General features: G+C 59.3%; 18 protein-coding genes and 1 pseudogene. 16 read left to right on the top strand and 3 right to left on the bottom strand.

All coding sequences use genetic code 11. The annotated features are described in order from the left end of the window. Positions 1-19: 19 nt before the first annotated feature. The 12 genes and pseudogenes from KT71_RS10700 (at position 20) to KT71_RS10645 (ending at position 13189) form a co-directional block, all read left to right on the top strand. A complete protein-coding gene (locus KT71_RS10700) occupies positions 20-661 on the top strand; it encodes a phosphoribosylanthranilate isomerase (protein ID WP_023659599.1) in 642 nt (213 codons plus the stop codon). After that, entirely contained in the window at positions 658-1878 is a 1221-nt protein-coding gene (trpB, locus tag KT71_RS10695) for a tryptophan synthase subunit beta (RefSeq protein WP_008295389.1), read from the top strand. The genes KT71_RS10700 and trpB overlap by 4 nt, the downstream gene beginning before the upstream one ends. Before the next feature lie 7 nt (positions 1879-1885). Next, positions 1886-2716, top strand: coding sequence for a tryptophan synthase subunit alpha (gene trpA, locus KT71_RS10690; protein WP_008295390.1), 831 nt, complete (start codon positions 1886-1888; stop codon positions 2714-2716). A 51-nt stretch (positions 2717-2767) separates the two neighbouring features. Beyond that, positions 2768-3610: pseudogene (accD, locus tag KT71_RS10685) on the top strand (acetyl-CoA carboxylase, carboxyltransferase subunit beta); the annotation flags it as partial. Between the two features lie 442 nt (positions 3611-4052). Continuing rightward, positions 4053-5339 carry a bifunctional folylpolyglutamate synthase/dihydrofolate synthase gene (locus tag KT71_RS10680; RefSeq protein ID WP_008295392.1) on the top strand — a complete coding sequence of 429 codons (1287 nt, stop codon included), beginning with the start codon at positions 4053-4055 and terminating at the stop codon, positions 5337-5339. Positions 5340-5344: 5 nt separating this feature from the next. Continuing rightward, complete coding sequence (locus KT71_RS10675) at positions 5345-5947, top strand: SPOR domain-containing protein (protein ID WP_008295393.1); 603 nt, start codon at positions 5345-5347, stop codon at positions 5945-5947. Then, entirely contained in the window at positions 5944-6471 is a 528-nt protein-coding gene (locus KT71_RS10670; protein WP_008295394.1) for a CvpA family protein, read from the top strand. The genes KT71_RS10675 and KT71_RS10670 overlap by 4 nt, the downstream gene beginning before the upstream one ends. A 49-nt stretch (positions 6472-6520) precedes the next feature. Beyond that, positions 6521-8041, top strand: coding sequence for an amidophosphoribosyltransferase (purF, locus tag KT71_RS10665; protein WP_008295395.1), 1521 nt, complete (start codon positions 6521-6523; stop codon positions 8039-8041). A 20-nt stretch (positions 8042-8061) separates the two neighbouring features. After that, the gene (locus tag KT71_RS10660; RefSeq protein ID WP_008295396.1) at positions 8062-9237 is read left to right on the top strand and encodes an O-succinylhomoserine sulfhydrylase; all 1176 of its coding nucleotides are present in this window, start codon (positions 8062-8064) and stop codon (positions 9235-9237) included. 7 nt (positions 9238-9244) lie between these two features. Beyond that, positions 9245-10168: an AAA family ATPase gene (locus tag KT71_RS10655; protein WP_023659598.1), complete on the top strand. Its 924-nt coding sequence runs from the start codon at positions 9245-9247 to the stop codon at positions 10166-10168. Beyond that, positions 10149-11189 (top strand): DUF58 domain-containing protein, encoded by a 1041-nt coding sequence (locus KT71_RS10650; protein WP_023659597.1) that lies wholly within the window; start codon positions 10149-10151, stop codon positions 11187-11189. Before KT71_RS10655 ends, KT71_RS10650 begins: the two co-directional genes overlap by 20 nt. Next, positions 11186-13189: a transglutaminase TgpA family protein gene (locus KT71_RS10645; protein ID WP_008295399.1), complete on the top strand. Its 2004-nt coding sequence runs from the start codon at positions 11186-11188 to the stop codon at positions 13187-13189. Before KT71_RS10650 ends, KT71_RS10645 begins: the two co-directional genes overlap by 4 nt. Positions 13190-13390: 201 nt before the next feature. On the opposite strand, the gene acnB is transcribed toward KT71_RS10645, so the two are convergent. Then, positions 13391-16003 carry a bifunctional aconitate hydratase 2/2-methylisocitrate dehydratase gene (gene acnB / locus KT71_RS10640; protein ID WP_008295400.1) on the bottom strand — a complete coding sequence of 871 codons (2613 nt, stop codon included), beginning with the start codon at positions 16001-16003 and terminating at the stop codon, positions 13391-13393. Positions 16004-16316: 313 nt separating this feature from the next. On the opposite strand from acnB, the gene KT71_RS10635 reads away from it, so the two are divergent. Then, entirely contained in the window at positions 16317-16793 is a 477-nt protein-coding gene (locus KT71_RS10635) for a DUF1289 domain-containing protein (protein WP_008295402.1), read from the top strand. Further along, positions 16790-17425, top strand: coding sequence for a MiaE family protein (locus tag KT71_RS10630; protein WP_008295403.1), 636 nt, complete (start codon positions 16790-16792; stop codon positions 17423-17425). Before KT71_RS10635 ends, KT71_RS10630 begins: the two co-directional genes overlap by 4 nt. Positions 17426-17468: 43 nt before the next feature. On the opposite strand, the gene KT71_RS10625 is transcribed toward KT71_RS10630, so the two are convergent. Next, entirely contained in the window at positions 17469-18188 is a 720-nt protein-coding gene (locus KT71_RS10625) for a UDP-2,3-diacylglucosamine diphosphatase (protein ID WP_008295404.1), read from the bottom strand. A gap of 59 nt (positions 18189-18247) precedes the next feature. Next, positions 18248-18751, bottom strand: a complete 504-nt coding sequence (locus KT71_RS10620) for a peptidylprolyl isomerase (protein WP_008295405.1) — start codon at positions 18749-18751, stop codon at positions 18248-18250. Positions 18752-18976: 225 nt separating this feature from the next. Between KT71_RS10620 and KT71_RS10615 the strand changes: the two genes are divergently transcribed. Together KT71_RS10615 and cysS are read left to right on the top strand one after the other, a co-directional pair. Continuing rightward, entirely contained in the window at positions 18977-20641 is a 1665-nt protein-coding gene (locus tag KT71_RS10615) for a glutamine--tRNA ligase/YqeY domain fusion protein (protein ID WP_008295406.1), read from the top strand. Between the two features lie 24 nt (positions 20642-20665). Continuing rightward, on the top strand, positions 20666-22054 hold the full coding sequence (gene cysS, locus KT71_RS10610; protein ID WP_008295407.1) for a cysteine--tRNA ligase: 1389 nt from the start codon (positions 20666-20668) through the stop codon (positions 22052-22054). Positions 22055-22175: the final 121 nt, after the last annotated feature.

The raw sequence follows: 22175 nt of genomic DNA, 5'->3' as shown, positions 1-22175 counted from the left end.
AGCAAGGCATAGTCGAACGATGACCCGGGTGAAAATATGTGGCGTGCGTAGCGCTGAGATGGCCGAAGCGGCCAGCGCGGCGGGCGCCGATGCCATCGGTTTTGTTTTTTATGCCAAGAGTAGTCGCGCGGTGACAGCTATGGAGGCCGCGGCCGTTGTCAGGGAAACCCCGGCATTGGTCACTACCGTCGGTTTGTTTGTCAATGCGACGGCGGATGAGGTGTCTCGGATACTGGATTGCTGCCCCCTGGACTGCCTGCAGTTTCATGGTGGTGAGTCCGCCGCATTCTGCCAGCAGTTTGGCCGGCCCTATATCAAAGTGATCAGCATGCGGCCCGAGGTTGATATCCCGGCAGAGCTTCGGGAGCACAGCAATGCCCGGGCGATATTGTTTGACGCCTGGCGTGCCGATGCCCCCGGAGGTACGGGAGACACCTTTGCCTGGGAACGTCTTCCAACCCTGGAGCGGCCCTGGATACTCGCAGGGGGACTTACCGCCGATAACGTGGGCGCGGCGATAGCGCAGCTCGCGCCACCGGCGGTTGATGTGAGTGGCGGTGTAGAAAGTGCGCCCGGTAAAAAAGATCCAACACGCATGCGTGAGTTTATTCACGCGGTGCGCGAAGCAGATAAACGCAAGCATGAGGATGCAGCGGCATGACTATTGATTTAAACCCTTTGAGCTTCTCGAATCAGCCGGATGCGGACGGCCGCTTTGGATCCTACGGTGGCAAGTACGTTGCCGAGACGCTCATGTCGGCACTCGCTGAGTTGGAGTCGGTGTATCGTCAGCTGTCACAGGACGCGGCGTTCCAGGCGGAGTTTGACCATGATCTGGCGCATTACGTCGGGCGTCCCTCACCCCTCTACGAAGCGCGGCGCTGGTCCGATGAAATCGGCGGGGCGAGGATCTTCTTCAAGCGGGAGGATCTCAATCACACCGGTGCGCACAAGGTAAACAACACCGTCGGGCAGGCCCTGTTGGCGAAGCACATGGGCAAGCCCCGCGTGATCGCCGAGACCGGTGCCGGCCAGCACGGCGTGGCGACGGCCACTATTGCCGCGCGTCTCGGCCTCGATTGTCACGTGTTTATGGGTGCGGAGGATGTGCAGCGCCAGTCCCTGAATGTGTATCGCATGAAGCTTCTCGGGGCGACCGTAGTCCCCGTGACCTCCGGATCCGCAACCCTGAAAGACGCCATGAACGAGGCCATGCGCGACTGGGTGACCAACGTAGACGATACCTTTTACATCATTGGCACCGTCGCGGGCCCCCATCCCTATCCCATGTTGGTGCGTGACTTTCAGTGCGTCATCGGGCGGGAGGCGCGGGCCCAGTGTCTGGCGCAGAACGGCAAGCTCCCCGATGCCCTGGTTGCCTGCGTAGGCGGGGGATCGAATGCCATCGGCTTGTTCCATCCATTCCTGAACGACGAGTCCGTGGCCATGTACGGCGTGGAGGCCGGGGGGCTCGGTATCGACAGTGGGCAGCACGCTGCACCCTTGTCCGCCGGTTCTCCGGGCGTGCTCCATGGCAATCGCACCTACCTCATGCAGGACGATGACGGTCAGATTACGCATACCCACTCCGTGTCAGCGGGACTGGATTACCCCGGTGTGGGTCCCGAACATTCCTGGCTTAAGGATATCGGCCGCGTGAATTACGTCTCGGCCAATGATGAAGAAGCCCTGGCAGCGTTTCATAAAACGACCCGGGTCGAGGGCATTATGCCCGCGTTGGAAACGGCTCATGCCCTGGCCTACGCTGAGCGCCTGGCTGCAACCATGACGCCCGATCAGCATATTGTGGTGAATCTTTCCGGGCGCGGCGATAAGGATATTCTGACGGTCGCGCGTCTCGAAGGCATCGAGGTCTGACACGGGTATGAGTCGAATAGCCGGGTGTTTTGCAGACCTTAAAGCACGGAATCGAAAAGCCGTTATTCCCTATATTGTCGCCGGTGATCCCGGTGTAGAGATTACCGTCGATCTTATGCTGGCGCTGGTAGAGGCGGGTGCCGATATCATCGAGCTTGGGGTGCCTTTTTCTGATCCCATGTCCGAGGGCCCCGTGATACAGCGGGGCCATGAGCGCGCGCTGGATCGCGGCGTGCGCCTGCGCGGTGTGTTGGACCTCATGACGCAGTTTCGTGAGCATAACCAGACCACGCCCGTGCTTCTCATGGGTTACGCCAACCCTGTGGAACACATGGGACATGCGCAGTTTGCCGATCGTGCCGCCGCGAGTGGCGTGGATGCCCTGCTGAGTGTAGATATCCCCCCCGAGGAAGTCGCGATGCTCAACCGGGAGCTGCGCCGTGTGGGAATGGACAATATCTTTCTCATCGCGCCTACGACGCCGAGTGCGCGCATGGCACTCATCGCGGAGGAGGCCAGTGGGTTCATCTATTACGTCTCCCTCAAGGGGGTTACCGGTGCCGGCAACCTGGACCGTGAGGCCGTGGCGCGCTCTCTGGAAGAAATCCGCAGGCATACCGACCTTCCGATTTGTGTGGGCTTTGGCATTAAAGATGGCCCATCGGCGGCAGCAGTGGCGTCAGTAGCTGATGGCGTAGTGGTGGGCTCTGCGTTGGTGCAGCGTCTCGCGGACGTGGCCGAGGCGGGGGGCGACAGCGCACAGATTCTTCAGGCGGCCAAAGCCATGCTCGCGGACATTCGGGAGCACGTGGACAGCATCGGCGCTAACGCCACTTAAGTTTCCACCCATGCGTATAATGCGTACCTGTCACCTGCTGGAGAGCGCTCTATGAGCTGGATCGATAAAATTCTGCCCTCGGGTATCAGTAAGGCCGAGGGTGCCAAGCGAGCAACGGTGCCCGAGGGTGTCTGGACCAAGTGCATTAAATGCGAGGCAGTGCTTTACCGGCCGGATCTTGAGCGCAACGCCAATGTCTGCCCGAAGTGCGATCATCACATGCGCCTGGGTGCCCGCAAGCGTCTGAACATCTTTCTGGATGAAGAGGGGCGGGAAGAAGTATTTACCCACATTGAGCCCGTAGACCGCCTTCGGTTTCGCGACAAGAAAAAGTATTCTGCCCGTTTGTCGGCGGCGCAGAAAACCACCGGCGAACGCGACGCGCTCATTGCTATGCGCGGCACCTTGCATGGCATGCCCGTGGTTGCCGTGGCTTTTGAGTTTGGCTTTCACGGTGGCTCCATGGGCCAGGCCGTAGGGGAGAAATTCTCCCAGGCTGCACAGCTTGCTTTGAAAGAGCGGATGCCCCTGATCTGTTTCGCCGCTTCCGGCGGTGCGCGAATGCAGGAAGCCCTTATCTCCCTTATGCAGATGGCAAAAACCAGTGCGGTGATCGAGCGCATGCATACGGAATCTGTGCCGTATGTCTCGGTGCTCACAGATCCCATCTACGGCGGTGTCTCTGCCTCCCTGGCACTGCTGGGCGATCTCAATATCGCTGAGCCCGATGCCCGGGCGGGGTTCGCCGGTCCTAACATCATTGAACAGACGATCCGCCAAAAGCTGCCCAAGGGGTTTCAGCGCAGCGAGTTTTTGCTGGAGCATGGGGCCATCGACATGATCGTCCCCCGCGTCGAGTTGCGCGACACCATCGCGCGGAACCTTGCGAAACTCATGAATATTCCGGCGCTGGCCTCGCTGGAGACCGTGGCAGATGCTGAGGCGGTAGCAGAAGCGATACCCGGTACGGAAGCCGCGGCCAATGGGGGAGCCGATGATGAGGGGGGCGACAACTCAGCGTCGTCCGCAGACCCGGAGTCTCACGAGGAGGCCGGCGAGGCTCATGCAGAGGCTGCCGGTGACGGGGACTCCGCCGATGGTGTTGATTCCGAAGACGCAGACCCCGAGGACGATCCTGCGGTGAGCGCAGCGCAGGATGATAGCCCTGATAGCGATGATGGCAGCGACAGCCTCGATGGGTCGCAAGTCGACGCGGCCTCCGATGCCCATGAAGGTGATGCGGGCAGCGAGAGCCATGAGGGCGTCGACGAGGGCGACGAAAGCACGGGCGAGTCTGTATCCGCTGCCAACGAGGAGTCGGGCAACAAAAAGTCGGATGCCTGAACGCTCCCTGGGTGAATGGCTGCGCTACCTCGAGCAGCTCCACCCCGTCGATATCGATCTGGGCCTGGCGCGGGTTCGCAAAGCTGCAGAGCAGCTTGCACTGTTTCCCTATGGGCCCGAGGTCATCACCGTCGCCGGCACCAATGGCAAGGGAAGTGTGGTCTTTGGTACCGAGTGCATTCTCCGTGCTCACGGCCGTCGCACGGGCCGCTACACCTCACCCCATCTCCTGAGTTTTAACGAGCGCATTGCCGTCGATGGCTGTCCGGTTAGCGACGGGCAGATCGTTGCTGCCTTCGATGCGATTGAAGCGGCAAGGGGAGACGTCACCCTGACTTACTTCGAGTTTGCGACCCTTGCGGCGTACTGGATTTTTCGGGAGCTGCGCGTGGACGTGGCGGTGATGGAAGTGGGCCTGGGCGGACGTCTGGATGCGGTGAATCTGGTGGACTCGGATATCGCCGTCATCACGGCCATTGACCTTGATCACCAGCACTGGCTGGGAGACACCGTAGAGCAGATAGCGCCGGAAAAAGCCGCCATTGCTCGCCCCGGACGCCCCGTCGTTCTGGCCGAGGCGGACTATCCCGACACGCTGTTTCATACCCTCGATGACATCGGTGCTGTCCCGCTACGGGCGGGGAGGGAGTGGTCCTGGCGTTATGAGGGTGATTTGCAGCTTTCCTTAAAAGATCACCGGGAGTCGATAACGGTCCCGCTCCCCGATGGTCTGCGCCCCTCAAATCTGGGGGCTGCGCTCCAGGCTAGTGCTGTATCTCTAGGTCAAACTTTCGACCCACAGAAAAGCCGTGAAGCCCTTCGGACACTGTCGGTGCCGGCGCGTCGCCAGACGATCAGTTTTGCAGGCCGGGCGCTCCTTCTTGATGTTGCCCATAACCCGGCGGCGATGGTTGCTCTCGTGGAGCACCTGAAGGCCCGGCCGGTTCCGGGAAAAACCTTCGCGGCCCTGGGGCTTATGAAAGACAAGGATCTGGCGGGCATGGCCGCTTCCCTCGCCACCGCGGTGGATGGAGCCTGCGCCCTCGCAATCCCGGGTATCGATCGGGCCGCCGCGCCGGAAGCCGTGTGGCAGGCCCTGGATGATGTGGGTATCGCTATTCCCCAGGGAGAGTTCACCGCCGACGCTGTGTGGAGCCAACTACTGGATGGCAGCGCAGCCGGCGATCGTCTGGTGATATGCGGCTCTTTTTACAGCGTTGCGGGTATAATGGAACTGTTGAATATCGAACTTCCCAGTACCCCCAGTGTGAGCAGTTAGAACCGGTGGATAGTCTTGTCAAACAGCGCCTTGTGGGCGCGCTCATTCTGGTCGCCCTGGCCGTTGTTTTCTGGCCGATTATCTTTGTGCCGGGAAACGAGGAGAGTTCCGATCTCCGCGTGGCGGTGCCCCAGGCCCCGCCGGTGGACCTTACAGCCCTTCCCGAGCCTGACAATCTCGGATTGCGATCGGGCACCCGGGCAGCGGCCCAGGACCAGGAAACCCCCGACGTGGAGTTTCCCATGAGCGACGGAGAGTCCGATCTGGAGCCCGCGGGTCTGCCGCCCCGGGACGAGACCATGCCCGTTGCTGAGCTGGATGAGGCACGGAGTGCGCTTCAGGCGCCGGCTCTGGATGAAGACGGTTTACCCGTCGCCTACTCCCTGCAGGTGGCTACCATGGGTGACAAGGCGCGGGCGGAGAAGCTTCGTGACGAGCTGGTTGCTGCGGGTTATAAAGGCTACGTAAAGCGTATGCGGCGCAATGACCGGGTGCTTTACCGGGTGCTGGTGGGGCCGCGCTACAGCAAGGATGAGCTACTTCCCATAAAGGATGCGGTGGATGAATCCTGGCGCGTCGAGTCCCTGATCATACGGTATCTCCCATGACTGATTGGCCGAACCTTGGATCTTTCAACGCCTTTGATTGGATTGTTGTCGTCATCATCGTGCTATCGGCACTCCTCAGTCTCTGGCGAGGGTTTGTGCGGGAGGCCATCTCCCTGGCGGGGTGGGTCGTCGCTTTCATTGTGGCGAACCTGTTAGCCGTCACCGTGGCTGATCAGATCGGTGATCTCATTGCCAATCGTACGGGTCGCTATATCGTCGCCTGGTCCCTGCTGTTTGTTCTCACCCTGGTGGCGAGTTCTCTGTCGGCCAAACTTTTTGCCAGTCTTATCAAGGCCTCGGGTCTTGGGGTGCTGGACCGGCTCCTGGGCACGGTGTTTGGCGTTCTCCGCGGTGCCCTGATCGTGATGGCTCTGGTGTTTGTCGTCCGGGAGATCGTCCCTAAAAGTGAGCAGAGCCTCCTGGCAGATTCAGAGCTTATGCCGCACATCGATGTTCTGCTGTCGTGGAGCATGCGTATTTTTGATGAGTTCCGAGATGTGGAAATCAAGGGGCTGAACGCATGAGACCTCAGTGTTGCGCAGAGCTGATAGCTGATCTGGAGGACCTGACTTAGTGTGTGGTTTAACCGGCATTGTTGGAAAAGGCAGGGTTGCCCCGGAGATCTATGATGCCCTGACGGTGTTGCAACACCGGGGGCAGGATGCCGCGGGCATCATGACCTGCAATGAAGATCGCTTCCATCAGCGCAAGAGTGTGGGCCTGGTGCGGGATGTGTTTCGTCAGCATCACATGCAGCGTCTGGACGGGAATATTGGTATCGGTCACGTGCGCTATCCCACCGCGGGGAGCGCGGGAGCGGCGAATGCCCAGCCCTTCTATGTCAACTCGCCCTACGGCATTGCCCTGGCGCACAACGGCAATCTCACCAATTCCCGAGCCTTGCGACAGGAGCTTTTTGAAAGCGAGATGCGCCATCTGAACACCGATTCAGACTCTGAGGTGCTTCTCAACGTTTTTGCCTACGAACTCCAACAGCGCGCCAAGCTGCATCCGGAGCCCGATGATCTCTTCGCCGCGGTATCAGCCGTACACCGTCGCTGCCGCGGGGGCTACGCAGCGGTGGCCATGCTCGTAAACTACGGCGTCATTGCCTTCCGTGACCCCTATGGCATTCGGCCCCTCGTAGTGGGCTATCGCGGCGAAGGCAGCGACCGGGAATACATGGTGGCATCGGAAAGCGTTGCCCTGGATGTGCTGGGGTTTCGTCTCCTTGGCGATGTGGCCCCCGGCGAGGCGGTTTACATTGATGCGAATCGCCAGCTACATATGCGTCAGTGCGCCGAGGCACCGCTTCTGCGCCCCTGCATTTTCGAACACGTTTACTTTGCGCGCCCCGATAGCCTTATTGACGAAATTTCCGTTTACAAAACCCGGGCGCGCCAGGGCGAGGCCCTTGCACGAAAAGTACTCAGAGAAAAGCCGGATCATGATATCGATGTGGTGATTCCCATACCCGACAGCAGTCGCACCGCGGGACTCGCTCTGGCTCAGTCTCTGGGCATCAAGTACCGCGAAGCCTTTGTAAAAAACCGCTACATCGGCCGAACCTTCATCATGCCGGGGCAGCAGCAGCGTCGGAAGTCCGTGCGCCAGAAGCTCAATCCCATTCGATTGGAATTCGAGGGCAAGAACGTCATGCTTGTGGACGACTCCATTGTCCGTGGCACAACCTCCCGGGAGATTATTCAGATGGCCCGGGACGCCGGTGCGGCCCGCGTGTATCTGGCATCGGCAGCGCCCCCGGTGCGCTTTCCCAATGTCTATGGCATCGATATGCCATCGCCCGGTGAGCTCATCGCCCACGATAAGACCGTGGAAGAAATAAGTGCTTTGATCAATGCGGACTGGCTTGTGTATCAGGATCTTGATGAACTCATCAGCTGCTCCCGTGAAGGTAATCCTCTCGTGGAGGCCTTTGATTGTTCGGTCTTCGATGGAAACTACGTCACCGGTGACGTGGATGACGCTTATCTTGCGATGTTGGATGCAGAGCGAAACGATGAGGCCCAGAGCAAGACCCGGGAGTCCGGTGACGGCGATGGCGTGGGTATCTATAACGAGACGGTATCGTGAGTAAGAGAAGCGACCCCCAAATGGACGAGCTGCACTGGCAGAGCCTGGCGGTGAGAAGCGGCATCAGGCGCTCCCCTGAAGGCGAGCACAGCGAAGCCCTGTTCATGACGTCCAGCTACGTGTTCGATGATGCGGCCCATGCGGCGGCCCGTTTTGCGGGGGACGCTCCCGGTAACGTTTACTCCCGTTACACCAATCCCACGGTGAGAGGTTTTGAGGATCGCCTTGCTGCCCTCGAGGGCGCAGAGGCCTGCGTCGCCACGGCTTCGGGTATGTCGGCCATTCTCAGTACCTGCATGGCGCTGCTCAAGGCCGGTGATCACGTGGTGTGTTCCCGGGATGTGTTTGGCACAACCCGGACACTGTTTGCCAAATACCTCGCCAATTTTGGTGTTGAGGTGAGCTTTGTGCCCCTGCTGCCCGTGGAGGGCTGGCAATCGGCGCTTCAGGACAACACCAAACTGCTGTACCTCGAAACGCCCTCTAACCCCCTATGTGAAGTCGCCGACATCCAGCGTATGGCGGCTCTGGCCCAGGCTGCGGATGCGTTGCTGGTCGTCGATAACTGTTTTTGTTCGCCGGCCCTGCAACAGCCCCTGGCCTTTGGCGCAGATATTGTCATCCACTCGGCGACGAAGTACCTCGATGGTCAGGGACGCTGTGTGGGAGGAGCGGTGCTCGGCCGTCAGGCGCTCATGGATGAGGTGCTGGGCTTCTTGCGCAGCTGCGGTCCAACGATGAGTGCCTTCAATGCCTGGGTGTTTTTAAAGGGGCTGGAGACCCTGTCTTTGCGCATGCGCGCCCACAGCGCCTCCGCGCTGGAGCTGGCGACCTGGCTCGAGGCCCACCCGCAGGTCGACGCCGTGTTTTACGCCGGGCTGGAAAGTCACTCGGGCCACGCCCTGGCGGCTAAACAGCAGTCGGCCTTCGGCGGCGTCCTGTCCTTCCGGGTGCGCGGCGGTCAGGCCCAGGCCTGGGAGGTGATCGATGCCACACGACTCATGTCCCTCACAGCGAATCTTGGCGATGCAAAGACAACCATTGTTCACCCGGCGACCACTACCCACAGCCGTATTTCCGCAGAGGAACGGCAGGAGGCGGGTATCACCGATAATCTGATTCGCATTGCCGTAGGCCTCGAGGATATCGATGACCTGAAAAAAGATCTCGCCCGCGGTCTCGATGCCATTGGATAAACGCAGCATGCCGGACACGAAAGCCCTTGTGGATGCGGCCGTCGAAGAAATCGCGACGGTGCTTCTCGGCAAAGAGCCGCAGCTGCGACAAGCGATTTGCTGTCTCCTGGCGAGTGGGCATCTTCTCATCGAGGATCTCCCCGGCATGGGTAAAACCACTTTATCCCATGCCCTGGCGCAGGTGCTCGGTCTGTCTTACCAACGCGTGCAGTTCACTTCGGACCTTCTGCCTGCAGATATTCTCGGCCTGTCGATTTATCACAGCGCGGAAGGGCGTTTTGAATTTCATCCCGGTCCGATCTTCACCCAGGTATTGCTCGCCGACGAAATCAACCGCAGTACGCCGCGCACCCAAAGCGCGCTTCTGGAGGCGATGGCGGAAGGGCAGGTCACTCTCGAAGGTGACACGCGTCCATTGCCCCAGCCCTTTTTTGTGATTGCGACGCAGAATCCCCTGGAGCAGAGCGGTACCTATCCGCTGCCCGAATCCCAGCTGGATCGTTTTCTCATGCGTATTGAGCTGGGCTATCCCGACGCCCTTGCCGAGCGAGAAATGCTTCGCTCCACGCAGGGTGCCGTTCAGAAAACCGTCCTCAAGCAGTGTATCGATGAGCAGGCTCTGGAAGCGATTCGTGCAGCGGTAGACGACGTACATGCTTCCGATTCCCTCCTGGATTATGTTCAGCGCATCGCTGCCAGATCCCGGGACGGCGGAGAGTTCGCCGTGGGGCTCTCGCCCCGGGGTGTGCTGGCGCTCCTGCGCTCTGCCAAGACCTGGGCGCTGATGGATGGTCGGGATCATGTGCTTCCCGACGATGTGCAGGCGGTACTTCCGGGAGTGACGGCACACCGCCTACAGCCCGGTGGTGGGTTTTCCGGTGATGGAATGGCGCTGGTAGCGCTGCTGCAGCGTGACGTCGACGTGGTCTGAACGCCTAAGCCAGCGGTGGACGCGCTGGCTGGATAGACGGATTCCCCGTTCGCGATCCGTTACCCTGAGTCAGCGGCAGATTTTTATCTTTCCATCGCGCACCGGGTTTTTCTTTGCCCTGTGCCTCCTGGTCATGCTCATTGCGGCCATCAATTATCAGAACAACATGAGCTATGCGCTCACCTTTTTGCTGGCCAATCTTTTTGTCGTTGCGGTGCTGCACACCTACGCCAATTTATCGGGATTGACCATCACCGCGGTCGGTGCAGACGATGCCTATGCGGGACAGCGCAGCGGCTTTCACCTGCGCTTTTCCTCGAGCAACAAGCGGGGGCATCATGCGCTGCTGGTGGGCTGGCCCGAGGCTCGTGAGGCCCGTCGACGGCGGCGCTTGTTCACCGGCCTGCTTTCGAGTCCGGCCATGATCGCCGTCGAAGAAATCGATGTGGAACCGGGTGCCAGTCGTGACCTTGTGCTGCATATACCCGTGGGCAAGCGAGGCTGGTACCGGCCCGGTCGTTTACGTATTGAGAGCAGCTATCCCCTGGGTCTTCTGCGTTGCTGGACCTGGGTGGATCTCGACCAACGCGCCCTTGTATACCCGGCGCCGATGGCCGCAGCGGAGCCCGAGGGTGCGGCGGGGGATTCCCTGGATGGGCGTTGGCTGTCAGGCAAGGGTGATGATGAGTTTTTTGGTATCCGCGATTATCGCGCCGGCGATAATCCCCGGCGGGTCTACTGGAAGGGACTGGCCCGGGGGCAGGCACTCCAGACCAAGGACTATGCCAGCGCCGTGGCCGATGCGCGTTGGCTGGACTGGGAGCAGTTTTCTGGTCTCGATCAGGAGCGGCGTCTGTCGGCCCTGTGTCACTGGGTGATGGATTATCACCGGCGGGAGTTCGAGTTTGGTCTGCGAATCCCCGGCATGGAACTCGCGCCGGCCTCCGGCGATCGCCAGCGGGATCAGGCATTGCGGGCGCTGGCGTTGTTTGGCGTTAATGACGCGGAGCCTGGTACGTGAAGCAGGCGGAGCAGCTTCCCCGTCCTGCGTTGCTGTGGATTATCGTGGCGCAGGCCTTGTTGCTCCTGCCGCATCTACCGCGGCTGCCGATCTGGGTCGCGGCGGTTTATCTCCTGGCCTTTGTCTGGCGGGTGCAGGCCTTTCGCGGCCGCCTGGAGCTGCCGGGTCGCTGGCTCAAGGTCGTGCTCGCTATTGCTGCCGCCGGCGGCATTGTCCTCAGCTATGGTTCCTTGTTGGGGATGGAGCCTATGGTGGCCTTCCTCCTCACGGCGTTTGCGCTAAAACTCACGGAGATGCGTTCCCGTAAGGACGCCTATGTTGTGATTTTTTTGGGGTATTTCGTCTGTCTGACGGAGTTCCTGTTTACCCAGGACCTGCTCATCGTCGCTTACTCCCTGGTGCTGGTATGGATATTGACCACGGCGCTGGTGAGTGTGCATCGCCCGGCGGGTCGTCTCCGGGATCTTAAGCCCCTGCGGACTGCAGGAGTGATGCTGCTACAGTCCGTGCCCCTGATGCTGGTGCTGTTTTTTCTGTTTCCAAGAATCGGCCCCCTATGGTCTGTGCCCTTAAAAAGCCATACGGCCCAGACCGGTATGAGCGACAGTCTCAGGCCCGGGGATGTGTCCAGTTTGAGTCAGTCCGATGCCGTGGCCTTTAGAGCGAAGTTCGACGGTGAGATACCGCCGGTGTCAGAGCTGTACTGGCGGGGTATTGTGCTCAGCGTGCTGGAGGAGGGCACCTGGCGGAGTTTTCGCTATTTTGAGATTCCTGCAGAGGAGCGCCGCACGCCATCAGTGAATACCGAGGGCAACCCCCTGCGCTATAGCATTATCATGTCTCCCACGCAGCAGAACTGGTTGTTTGCCCTGCGCTATGCGCGTACGCCAAAGCCCGGCGTCATGGAGCTCAGTGACTATCGGCTGTATTCGCCGGTCATCATTGAAAACGAGTATCAGTATTCGGTGCAAAGTTGGCCGGAGGCTGCCCTGGAGGCCCGCCTGAGCGACTGGCGCCGGGATAAGGAGATATCCCTGCCGAATCAGGACAATCCGCAAACCCGGGCCCTGGCGGCCTCCCTTTATGCGCAGGCGGGCTCCCCGGCGGCATTCGTGGATACGGTGCTGGCTTACTTTCGTAATCAGTCTTTCTTTTACACGCTGCAACCACCGCTCCTGGGCGATGTGGATGTCATGGATGAATTCCTGTTTAGCAGTCGTCGGGGATTCTGTGAGCATTATGCCTACGCTTTCGCGGTGATGATGCGCAGCGTAGGGATCCCGTCGCGCATTGTGGGCGGCTACCTTGGCGGTGAGGTGAATCCGGTAAACCGAACGGTGATCGTGCATCAGTTTGATGCCCACGCCTGGACTGAGGTGTGGCTTGAGGGACAGGGCTGGGTACGCGTGGATCCCACCGCAGCGGTCTCACCCGATCGTATTCTCTACGGACTTGAGCGCGCCGTGGCGGCGGAAGGCAGCTTTCTATCGGACTCGCCGCTCTCGCCCCTACGGTACCGGGGTGTGAACTGGGTGAACTCCCTGCGATTGCGCTACGACGCGCTCACCTACCGTTGGCAAAGCTGGGTCACGGGTTTTGACGGTCAGGCCCAGTTCGATTTACTGCGAGGCGTGCTGGGTGAAATCTCAGTCAGTCGCTCCCTGGGGGTGCTTCTCGGCTGCGGTGCACTCACCATGGCGCTGGTGTCGCTGTTTTTGTTTCGCGGGGCGAGGCCCGCACCACGGCCTGTTTATGAAGAGGAATTGGCGCGTTTTCAGCGCGTTTTGTGGCGGCGGGGGCTGGAGGAGAAACCGGGAGAAACTCCTGCGCAGCTTACGGAGCGCGCCGTGCGACGCTGGCCCTCTCAGGCGGAGTCATTGCGCTCCCTGTATCGGCTCCTGGCGCTCTGTGTGTACTCGCCGGCAGCGCAATCTCAGGACAATATTCGCCTGCGTCGTGAACTGCGCAAACGCATTCGCGGCATTCAGCTTTCTCTTTGACAATACATAAGGGCAGCGGTCGCACGGCAGGATGCGTGCTGGATGACGCCAGTGCCGGACAGGGTGATCGCTGTGGACTTTGAGCTTTGGGCTATAAGAGATCCACGTATCATTAACCAAAAAAAAGCCCGAGCGCCGTGGCGTTAACCACCGGGCTCGGGCTTTTCCTGGTCTCTCTTCGATTGCCTGCAGGCCTACCCCTTAGGCGACCTCGCTGATCTCCAACGCAGCAATCCGCTTGCCATCTTCCGCAAGCTTCTGAAACTCCACAATCTGGTCGAAGTTCATATAGCGATAGATTTCGGCGCTCATGGCCTTCAGGTTTCGCGCGTACTCCATGTACTCCTCGGGCGTCGGTATCCTGCCCAGGATGGAGCCCACGGCCGCAAGCTCAGCCGAGGTCAAATAGACATTGGCGCCATCCCCCAGACGGTTGGGGAAGTTACGGGTACTGGTGCTCAGTACCGTAGAGTTAGCAGCGACCCGTGCCTGGTTACCCATGCACAGGGAACACCCCGGCATCTCGGTGCGCGCACCGGCGGCACCAAAGATGTTGTAGTAGCCTTCCTCCATCAGCAGGTGCTCATCCATACGTGTGGGGGGAACTACCCACAGGCGCGTGTTGATGGTGCCTTTGTATTGCTCAAGAAGTTTTCCTGCGGCACGGAAGTGGCCAATGTTGGTCATGCAGGAGCCGATGAAGACTTCGTCAACCTTGTCGCCGGCCACCTCGGAGAGGAGGCGTGCATCATCCGGGTCGTTGGGTGCGCAGACGATGGGTTCTTTTACCTCGGCCAGATCGATCTCGATAACGGCAGTGTATTCCGCGTCCTTGTCGGCACGCATCAGCGAGGGGTTCGCCAGCCACTCTTCCATCTTCTTAGCGCGACGCTCCAGGGTTCGGGAATCCCCGTAGCCCTCGGAGATCATGGCACGGAGGAGGGTGATGTTGGAGCGCAGGGACTCAGCAACGGTGTCCTCGGAAAGCTCGATAGTGCAGCCTGCACAGGAGCGCTCGGCAGAAGCGTCAGACAGTTCAAACGCCTGCTCCAGCGTCAGATCCGGGAGTCCTTCGATCTCCAGAATCCGGCCCGAGAAGATGTTCTTCTTGCCCTTTTTGTCGACGGTGAGATGCCCTTCCTGGATTGCGTAGTAGGGGATGGCATGGACCAGGTCACGCAGCGTGATACCTGGCTGCATCTCGCCCTTAAAACGCACGAGCACGGACTCGGGCATATCCAGTGGCATGACGCCGGTCGCTGCCGCAAAGGCCACCAGACCCGAGCCCGCCGGGAAGGAAATACCCATGGGAAAGCGCGTATGAGAATCACCGCCGGTGCCCACCGTGTCAGGCAGGAGCATGCGATTCAGCCAGCTGTGGATAATGCCGTCACCGGGACGCAGGGAGACACCGCCGCGGGTCATAATAAAGTCCGGCAGAGAGTGCTGCGTGTCGATATCGACGGGCTTCGGGTACGCCGCCGTGTGGCAGAAGCTCTGCATGGTCAGATCCGCAGAAAAGCCCAGGCATGCAAGGTCCTTGAGCTCATCGCGGGTCATGGGCCCCGTCGTATCCTGGGAGCCCACGGTAGTCATCAAAGGCTCGCAGTAAGTGCCGGGGCGCACACCTTCCATGCCACAGGCTTTGCCCACCATCTTCTGAGCGAGGGTATAACCCTTGCCCGTATCGGCAGGCTGCTCCGGCGTGCGGAACAGGTCTGACGGGGGCAGCTCGAGAGCCTCCCGCGCCCGGGTGGTCAGGCCGCGACCAATAATCAGGTTGATGCGACCGCCGGCCTGCACTTCATCCAGAAGGACCTGGGATTTCAGTTCAAACTCGGAGAGTGTATCTCCCGACTCGCTGAGAATTTTTCCGTCGTAGGGGCGGATTTCGATGATGTCGCCCATGCCGATGTCGTCGACGGGCGCTTCAAAGACCAGCGCGCCGGCATCTTCCATGGTGTTGTAAAAAATTGGCGCGACTTTGCCACCGATGCATATGCCGCCTGCTTTTTTGTTGGGCACGCCCGATACGTCGTCACCAAAGAACCACAGCACGGAGTTGGTGGCGGACTTACGCGATGAACCGGTACCGACCACATCGCCAACAAACGCGACGGGGTATCCCTTGTCCTGAATCTCTTTGATCTGCCCCATGGGACCGGTCACGCCGTGCTCTTCGGGAGTGAGTCCGTCGCGGGTCATCTTGTACATGGCCAGCGCGTGGAGGGGGATGTCCGGGCGGCTCCAGGCATCGGGAGCAGGGGACAGGTCATCGGTGTTGGTTTCACCGGTAACTTTGAACACGGCCACCTTGATGGACTCAGGTACTGCCTTGCGCTTGGTAAACCATTCGCCTTCGGCCCAGCTCTCCATGACGGCCTGGGCGTGGGCGTTGCCATTTTTGGCAAGCTCCGCCACATCGTGAAAAGCGTCAAAAACCAGAAGGGTGTGCTTCAACTCATCAGCGGCAAGGGCAGCGAGGGCATCATCACTCAGGAGCGTTACCAGGGCCTCAATATTGTACCCACCGTGCATGTTGCCCAGCAGCTTGACGGCTTCTTCGCGACTAATCAGCGCGCACTCGGACTCACCTTTGGCGATGGCGGATAGAAAGCCGGCTTTGACGTAAGCGGCCTCATCGACACCCGGCGGTACGCGATCTGCGAGCAGCGACAGCAAAAACGCTTCTTCACCGGCGGGGGGAGCCTTGATTAACTCGATGAGCTCGGCCACCTGCTCCGCTAGAAGGGGTTTGGCGGGGATGCCTTGGGCAGCGCGTTCTGCTTCATGTTGGCGATAAGCTTCGAGCATGTCTAACTCCTTGATCTTGGGTGATTTAAGGGACTTTTGGGGTATTTTGCTTACGCCCGGAGCCCTAAATTAACGCGACAGATTATAGACTAGACGTGCAAATCACACCAGAAATCAGTGGTTTATGGGTGCTATTCATCCGGAAAATGACGTGCTCTCGGCACGGCTGTTGCGGGAATATTACTGGTCGCCTGGTGTCGCGTCGACGGGGAGTCAGCCTGTCGTAGCCACACAAATTTGGATTCGGCGGTGCATCTCGCAGCAAGAGTCATTATCCTTGCGCCCATCACCCGACGTAAGCGGCAAGCCCAAGATGCATCGCCTTCCCCGTGTCAAAACACCGTGCATTGGTGTCTGTTCCACAGGCATCGGCGACAGCGTGTGCCGGGGTTGCAAACGCTTTGCCCACGAGGTCATCCATTGGAATGCTTACAGTGAGGACCAGAAGCGCATCGTCGATGCGCGCCTCGCTCAGTTTCTGGCGCAGTGCGTGCAGAACCGTCTCCGGGTTATCGATAGCGGCCTCCTGGCGTGGCAGCTTCAGACCCAGCAAATTCGCCATAACCCGGATCATGACCCGCACTGCTGGTTGTTCGCGCTCCTCAAAGCGGGAGCGGGGCAGATTACTGACCCCGGGGCTTTTGGCTTTGAGGTGGATCTGAAATATCGCCAGACCTCCCTCCTGGAGATTCGGGAGCAGATCGATCAGGAGTATTTTGCCCTGTCGAGCGCCCACTACGAACGCTACCACCTGCTTCCCGATCTGTTTACCGAGGAGCGTGCGTCATGACGGCCATGATGGTCGCCGGCGTGGATCTGGGGCCGATCAAGGATTTTCTGCCCTGCGATACGCCTGATGCCTGGGTGGCAGCGGCGGCTTCGCCGGAGAACCTCCATACGCTCCTCGTCGATCACGCGAACTGCGAAAAAAAGGCGGCCTCGACGGCGCTCAATCTCATGTATCGCTACGTAGAGCATCCTGCCTTGCTCCACAAGCTGTCCCGTTTGGCGCGGGAAGAGCTTCGGCATTTCGAGCAGGTGCTGGCCCTGGTGGAAAAGCGTGGCATGAGCTATCCCCAACTAAGTGCGGCACGGTATGCGGCGGGTCTGCGGGAACATGTGGCCAAGAACGAACCTTACCGACTCGTGGATACCTTGCTGGTCGGCGCTATTATCGAAGCGCGATCCTGCGAGCGCTTTGCCGCAGTACAGCCGGTAGTCGACGAGGAGTTGGGGCGGTTTTACGGCAGCCTTTTACGCTCGGAGTCGCGGCATTTTATGGATTACCTGACCCTGGCGCGGGAGCTGGCGCCGGATGTAGACGTGGAGGAGCGGCTGGCGCCTCTGCTTGCCGCCGAACGACTGCTTATCGAGACGGATGACGAAGAGTTTCGGTTTCACTCCGGTGTGCCGCGAACTTGATGGCGTTTATTGGGGTTAATCGACTTTAAACAAATCCCATAAGCTACTGATTTATATCAAATTCAATAAGCTCAATCGCGCCGTTTTCCAGCTTCAGATACCAACCGCTGTGGTCCCAGTCGCCGAGTACCCACCGGTTACCCTCGGTCTCTGCATGCTTCGCTGGGCGATGGGTGTGTCCGTGAATCAGGGTACCGCACCCCGTTGACGCCATGGTGGCGTCCACTTCTTCTTTCGTGACATCCATGATGTCATCCGCTTTACGGCTGCCGGCGTCACGGCTGGTTTTGCGCAGCTGTTGTGCCAGTTCCCTGCGGGTTTCCAGGCTTTTGGAAAGTATCTCAGCCTGCCAGTTTGGGTCCCGGGCAAGGGACCGGAAGGCCTGATAGTCAACATCGCGGGTACACAGGCTGTCGCCGTGCATTAACAGCAGCTTTTGACCATCGATCTCCACAACGCTGGGGTCCGGTAATAGCTGACCGCCCACCTTGTCCATAAAGCTCTCGCCGAGCAAAAAATCCCGGTTACCGTGCATGAAGTAAAGATCAGGCCCCGCCTGCTGGTAGTCGTGAAGGAGGCGGGCGACATCGACGGCAATGGCGGTGTCATCATCATCGCCAATCCAGAACTCAAAGAGGTCGCCGAGAATGTAGAGCGCCGCCGCGTCCCGGCGCTCATCAAGAAACGTCTTGAGGGCCGTCGTCACGTGGGGGCGGGATGCATCGAGATGCAGGTCAGAAATGAAGAAATGGCGCTCGCTCATGACGGACGAAAATCGTTGCCGTGCTTCAAATCGCCGAAGCGCTGCCTTTGCTCAGCTACTCAGCTGTCGCCTTCGTCGACCTCAACGGATTCAATAATCACCGTTTCCGCCGGCACGTCCTGATGACCGCCTCGTGAGGTGGTGGGGACCGCGCGGATCTTGTCCAGTACGTCCTCGCCATCAACCACTTTGCCGAAAACGGCGTAGCCCCAGCCCTGCATGGTTTTGCCGCTGTGATTCAGAAAGTCGTTGTCCTTTACGTTGATGAAGAACTGCGCGGTTGCCGAGTGGGGATCCATGGTACGAGCCATGGCTACGGTGCCAAAGTCGTTCTTGAGGCCGTTGTCAGCCTCATTTTCGATAGGCTCTTTCGTCTCTTTTTGCTGCATATCGGCGTCAAAACCGCCGCCCTGGATCATGAAGTTGTCGATGACCCGGTGGAAAATCGTTCCGTCGTATAGTCCCTCGCGAGCGTACATCAGAAAGTTAGCCACGGTGACCGGCGCTTTCTCTGCGTTCAGCTCGATTTTGATTGGGCCGTAGGTGGTGTTGAGGGTGACCATAGAAAATCCTTGTTCTACTCGAAGTTGAGTTGCTTGGCGGTGTGGGGCTGCATGCGCTTTTCGCCGGAGCGGGATGGTACTTGTTTTGGGCGGCAGTGAGAACCTTCGAAACCGCCCAGAAGCATTATATTGCTTTGCGCGAGACTTTGCGGTCATCGCCTGCTGACGGCTCTCGTTCCCTGCCGGTATACTACGCCGCTTTTTGAAGGGCGGAGGCCCCCCATCGTGGAATCTGGTGTAACCAGCAACAACTTTTTGCGCACGCTTATCGCGGAGGATCTGCGATCAGGCAAAGTGCCACAGATCGTCACCCGGTTCCCGCCGGAGCCTAACGGCTATCTGCATATTGGTCACGCGAAATCCATCAGCGTCAACTTCGGTCTCGCGGAGGAGTTCGGAGGCATCTGCCGCCTGCGCTTTGACGACACCAATCCCGAAAAAGAGAGCCAGGAGTTTATCGAATCCATACAGGCCGACGTGGCGTGGCTGGGCTATAGCTGGGAAGGGCCCGTACGTTTTGCCTCGAGCTACTTCGATACGCTCTATGGCTGGGCCGAGTACCTTGTAGAGCAGGGCAAGGCCTATGTGGATGACTTGAGTCCTGATGAGGCCCGGGAGTATCGCGGCACTCTGACAGAGCCCGGGCGCAACAGTCCCTTTCGGGGGCGGTCTGTGGAGGAGAACCTGGATCTGCTTCGGCGCATGCGCGCTGGCGAGTTTGCCGATGGTGAACGGGTGCTTCGCGCCAAAATCGACATGAGTCATCCGAATATGAACATGCGCGATCCCATTCTTTACCGCATCCGCAAGGCTCATCACCATCAGACCGGTGATGCCTGGCCCATTTATCCCACCTACGATTTTGCCCATGGTCAGGAAGATGCCATCGAGGGCGTCACGCACTCTATTTGCACCCTGGAGTTTGAAGATCACCGGCCTCTCTACGAGTGGTTCATTAACAACCTGCCCGTAGAGAGCAAGCCGCGGCAATACGAATTCGGACGCCTTAACACCAGCTATACCATCACCAGCAAGCGCAAGCTCAAACAACTGATTGATGACGGAATCGTGGCTTCCTGGGATGACCCGCGCATGCCTACGGTAGCGGGCATGCGTCGTCGTGGTTACACACCTGCGGCTATTCGACACTTTTGCGAGATGGTGGGGACTTCGCGTTCTGATGGGGTGGTGGATGTGGCGATGCTGGAACATGCCATCCGCGACGATCTTAATCAGAACGCTCCCCGGGCCATGTGTGTGCTCAATCCCCTCAAATTGACCCTGCGCAATGTGCCCGAGGATCATCCGGCCATTACCGCCGCCGCGCATCCGTCCCGCGAAGAGCTGGGGCAGCGGAGTCTGCCGTTCAGTGGTGAGCTGTTTATTGATGCCGAAGACTTTCGGGAAGAGGCCAATAAAAAGTTTAAGCGCCTGGTTTTGGGCAAGCGCGTTCGCCTTCGAAATGCCTACGTTATCGAGGCCGTCGATGTGGAGAAGAATGCCGACGGGGAGGTGGTAGGCGTTATCGCCGATCTCATTGAGGGCTCTCTCGGTAACGATCCCGCGGATGGCATCAAGCCCAAGGGCGTTATTCACTGGGTAGAGGCATCATCAGCGGTACCCGCCACGGTGCGACTCTATGACCGCCTGTTTACGGACCCGGCACCGGATCGCGGTGGTGCCGATTTCATGAGCTTTTTGAATCCGGAATCCCTGAAAATCATTGAGGGCGCCCTGGTAGAGCCGGACGCGGCTGCGGCGGAGCCGGAGTCTCGATTCCAGTTTGAGCGCGAAGGTTATTTCGTGGCTGACCGCTGCGATCACAGTCCCGAAGCCCCTGTTTTCAATCAGACCATAGGCCTGCGCGACGTCTGGGCCAGCAAATCCTGATATCAGAGTGAGGAAGTAACCACGGTGGACCTGCAGCTTTACAACACGCGCGCCAAGACCAAGGAAGTGTTCCGTCCCCTGAGCCCGAATCGCGTGACCATGTATGTCTGTGGCCCGACGGTGTACAACCTTGCGCATATCGGCAACGCACGCCCCGTGGTGGTGTTTGACACCCTGTTTCGGCTGTTGCAAACCCGCTACGACGAGGTGGTCTACGCGCGGAACATCACTGATATCGACGATAAAATCATGCTCGCGGCAAAGGAGCAGGGCGTCGCCATTGACGTGATTGCCAAGGAGTTCACGGATAAGTATCGCGAGGATACGGCGCAGCTCAACGCCTTGCCGCCTACCCTTGAGCCTCATGCAACGGACAATATCGGACCGATGATTGCGCTTACGGAGAAGCTCATTGAAAAAGGGCACGCCTACGCCTCAGAGGGTCACGTCCTTTTCGCGGTAACGTCCATGGAGAATTATGGTCAGCTCTCCGGTCGTTCCCTCGATGACATGTTGGCCGGCGCCCGGGTAGAGGTGGCGGATTACAAACGGCATCCGGGAGACTTTGTGCTCTGGAAGCCCTCCAGCGACGACGAACCCGGTTGGGACAGCCCCTGGGGTCGCGTGCGACCGGGTTGGCATCTCGAGTGTTCTGCCATGATCAGAGAGCACCTGGGGCCGACCATCGACATTCACGGGGGTGGGCGGGATCTTATTTTTCCCCACCACGAAAATGAGCTGGCCCAGAGCTGTTGTGCCTTTGGCGATGAGTTTGTAAGGGTCTGGATGCACAACGCCTTTCTGGACATGGACGGTGAGAAAATGTCCAAGTCCCTGGGTAATGTTGCGACCATTCGTGAACTGCTCACGCGTTACCGAGGTGAGGTATTACGCTTTGCGCTGCTGTCGGCGCACTATCGGTCGCCGCTGAATTTCTCCGAGGCATTGCTAGCGCAGGCCGAGCAGACTCTGACGAATTTTTACAACACCCTTCGCAGCGTTCAGCACATCGAGCTGGACGAGGACGTTCCTTTAGAGGGTGAGGCTTTTTACTCCGCCCTCTGTGACGACCTGAACACGCCTCTTGCCATTAGTGAGCTTCATGCCCTTGCCCGGGATATCAACAAGGCAGCGGAGGATGACAAGCCTCAGCTAAAGGCCCGTCTTCTCGCGGCGGGTAATCTCCTGGGCGTTTTGCAGCATGATCCCCTCGAGTGGTTACAGGGGGACAGTGCGTCGACCGACAGCAGCCTTGATGCCGACGCCGTTGACGCGCTTATTGCAGAGCGCGCGGCTGCAAAAGCCGACAAAAATTACGCCCGGGCCGATGGGATTCGTGAGGAGCTCACGGCCGCGGGAATCGTGCTCGAGGATTCGGCGGGCGGCACGCTTTGGCGTAGGGTAAACAGTTAGGTTTTTCATTGACGAGGGTGGGGCGGATGAGTAACATTCGCGCTCCCTAAATCGGGCTTAATCGCAGATCGCAGCAACCGCAACGGCCGGTTCAACGGTAGTCGCAACAGGTGTGGTGTGA

The organism is Congregibacter litoralis KT71 (assembly GCF_000153125.2).
Lineage (GTDB): Bacteria > Pseudomonadota > Gammaproteobacteria > Pseudomonadales > Halieaceae > Congregibacter > Congregibacter litoralis.
The sequence above is the reverse complement of the archived record's forward strand: the minus strand, read 5'-3'. Positions and strand labels throughout refer to the sequence as shown.

What these genes read in the sequence shown, in the direction of transcription:
- KT71_RS10625 (WP_008295404.1), bottom strand. Translation starts at nt 18,188, where the DNA reads ATGAGCGAGCGCCATTTCTTCATTTCTGACCTGCATCTCGATGCATCC.
- KT71_RS10620 (WP_008295405.1), bottom strand. Translation starts at nt 18,751, where the DNA reads ATGGTCACCCTCAACACCACCTACGGCCCAATCAAAATCGAGCTGAAC.
- acnB (WP_008295400.1), bottom strand. Translation starts at nt 16,003, where the DNA reads ATGCTCGAAGCTTATCGCCAACATGAAGCAGAACGCGCTGCCCAAGGC.
- KT71_RS10635 (WP_008295402.1), top strand. Translation starts at nt 16,317, where the DNA reads ATGCATCGCCTTCCCCGTGTCAAAACACCGTGCATTGGTGTCTGTTCC.
- KT71_RS10680 (WP_008295392.1), top strand. Translation starts at nt 4,053, where the DNA reads ATGCCTGAACGCTCCCTGGGTGAATGGCTGCGCTACCTCGAGCAGCTC.
- KT71_RS10655 (WP_023659598.1), top strand. Translation starts at nt 9,245, where the DNA reads ATGCCGGACACGAAAGCCCTTGTGGATGCGGCCGTCGAAGAAATCGCG.
- trpA (WP_008295390.1), top strand. Translation starts at nt 1,886, where the DNA reads ATGAGTCGAATAGCCGGGTGTTTTGCAGACCTTAAAGCACGGAATCGA.
- trpB (WP_008295389.1), top strand. Translation starts at nt 658, where the DNA reads ATGACTATTGATTTAAACCCTTTGAGCTTCTCGAATCAGCCGGATGCG.
- KT71_RS10670 (WP_008295394.1), top strand. Translation starts at nt 5,944, where the DNA reads ATGACTGATTGGCCGAACCTTGGATCTTTCAACGCCTTTGATTGGATT.
- KT71_RS10700 (WP_023659599.1), top strand. Translation starts at nt 20, where the DNA reads ATGACCCGGGTGAAAATATGTGGCGTGCGTAGCGCTGAGATGGCCGAA.
- KT71_RS10660 (WP_008295396.1), top strand. Translation starts at nt 8,062, where the DNA reads ATGGACGAGCTGCACTGGCAGAGCCTGGCGGTGAGAAGCGGCATCAGG.
- KT71_RS10630 (WP_008295403.1), top strand. Translation starts at nt 16,790, where the DNA reads ATGACGGCCATGATGGTCGCCGGCGTGGATCTGGGGCCGATCAAGGAT.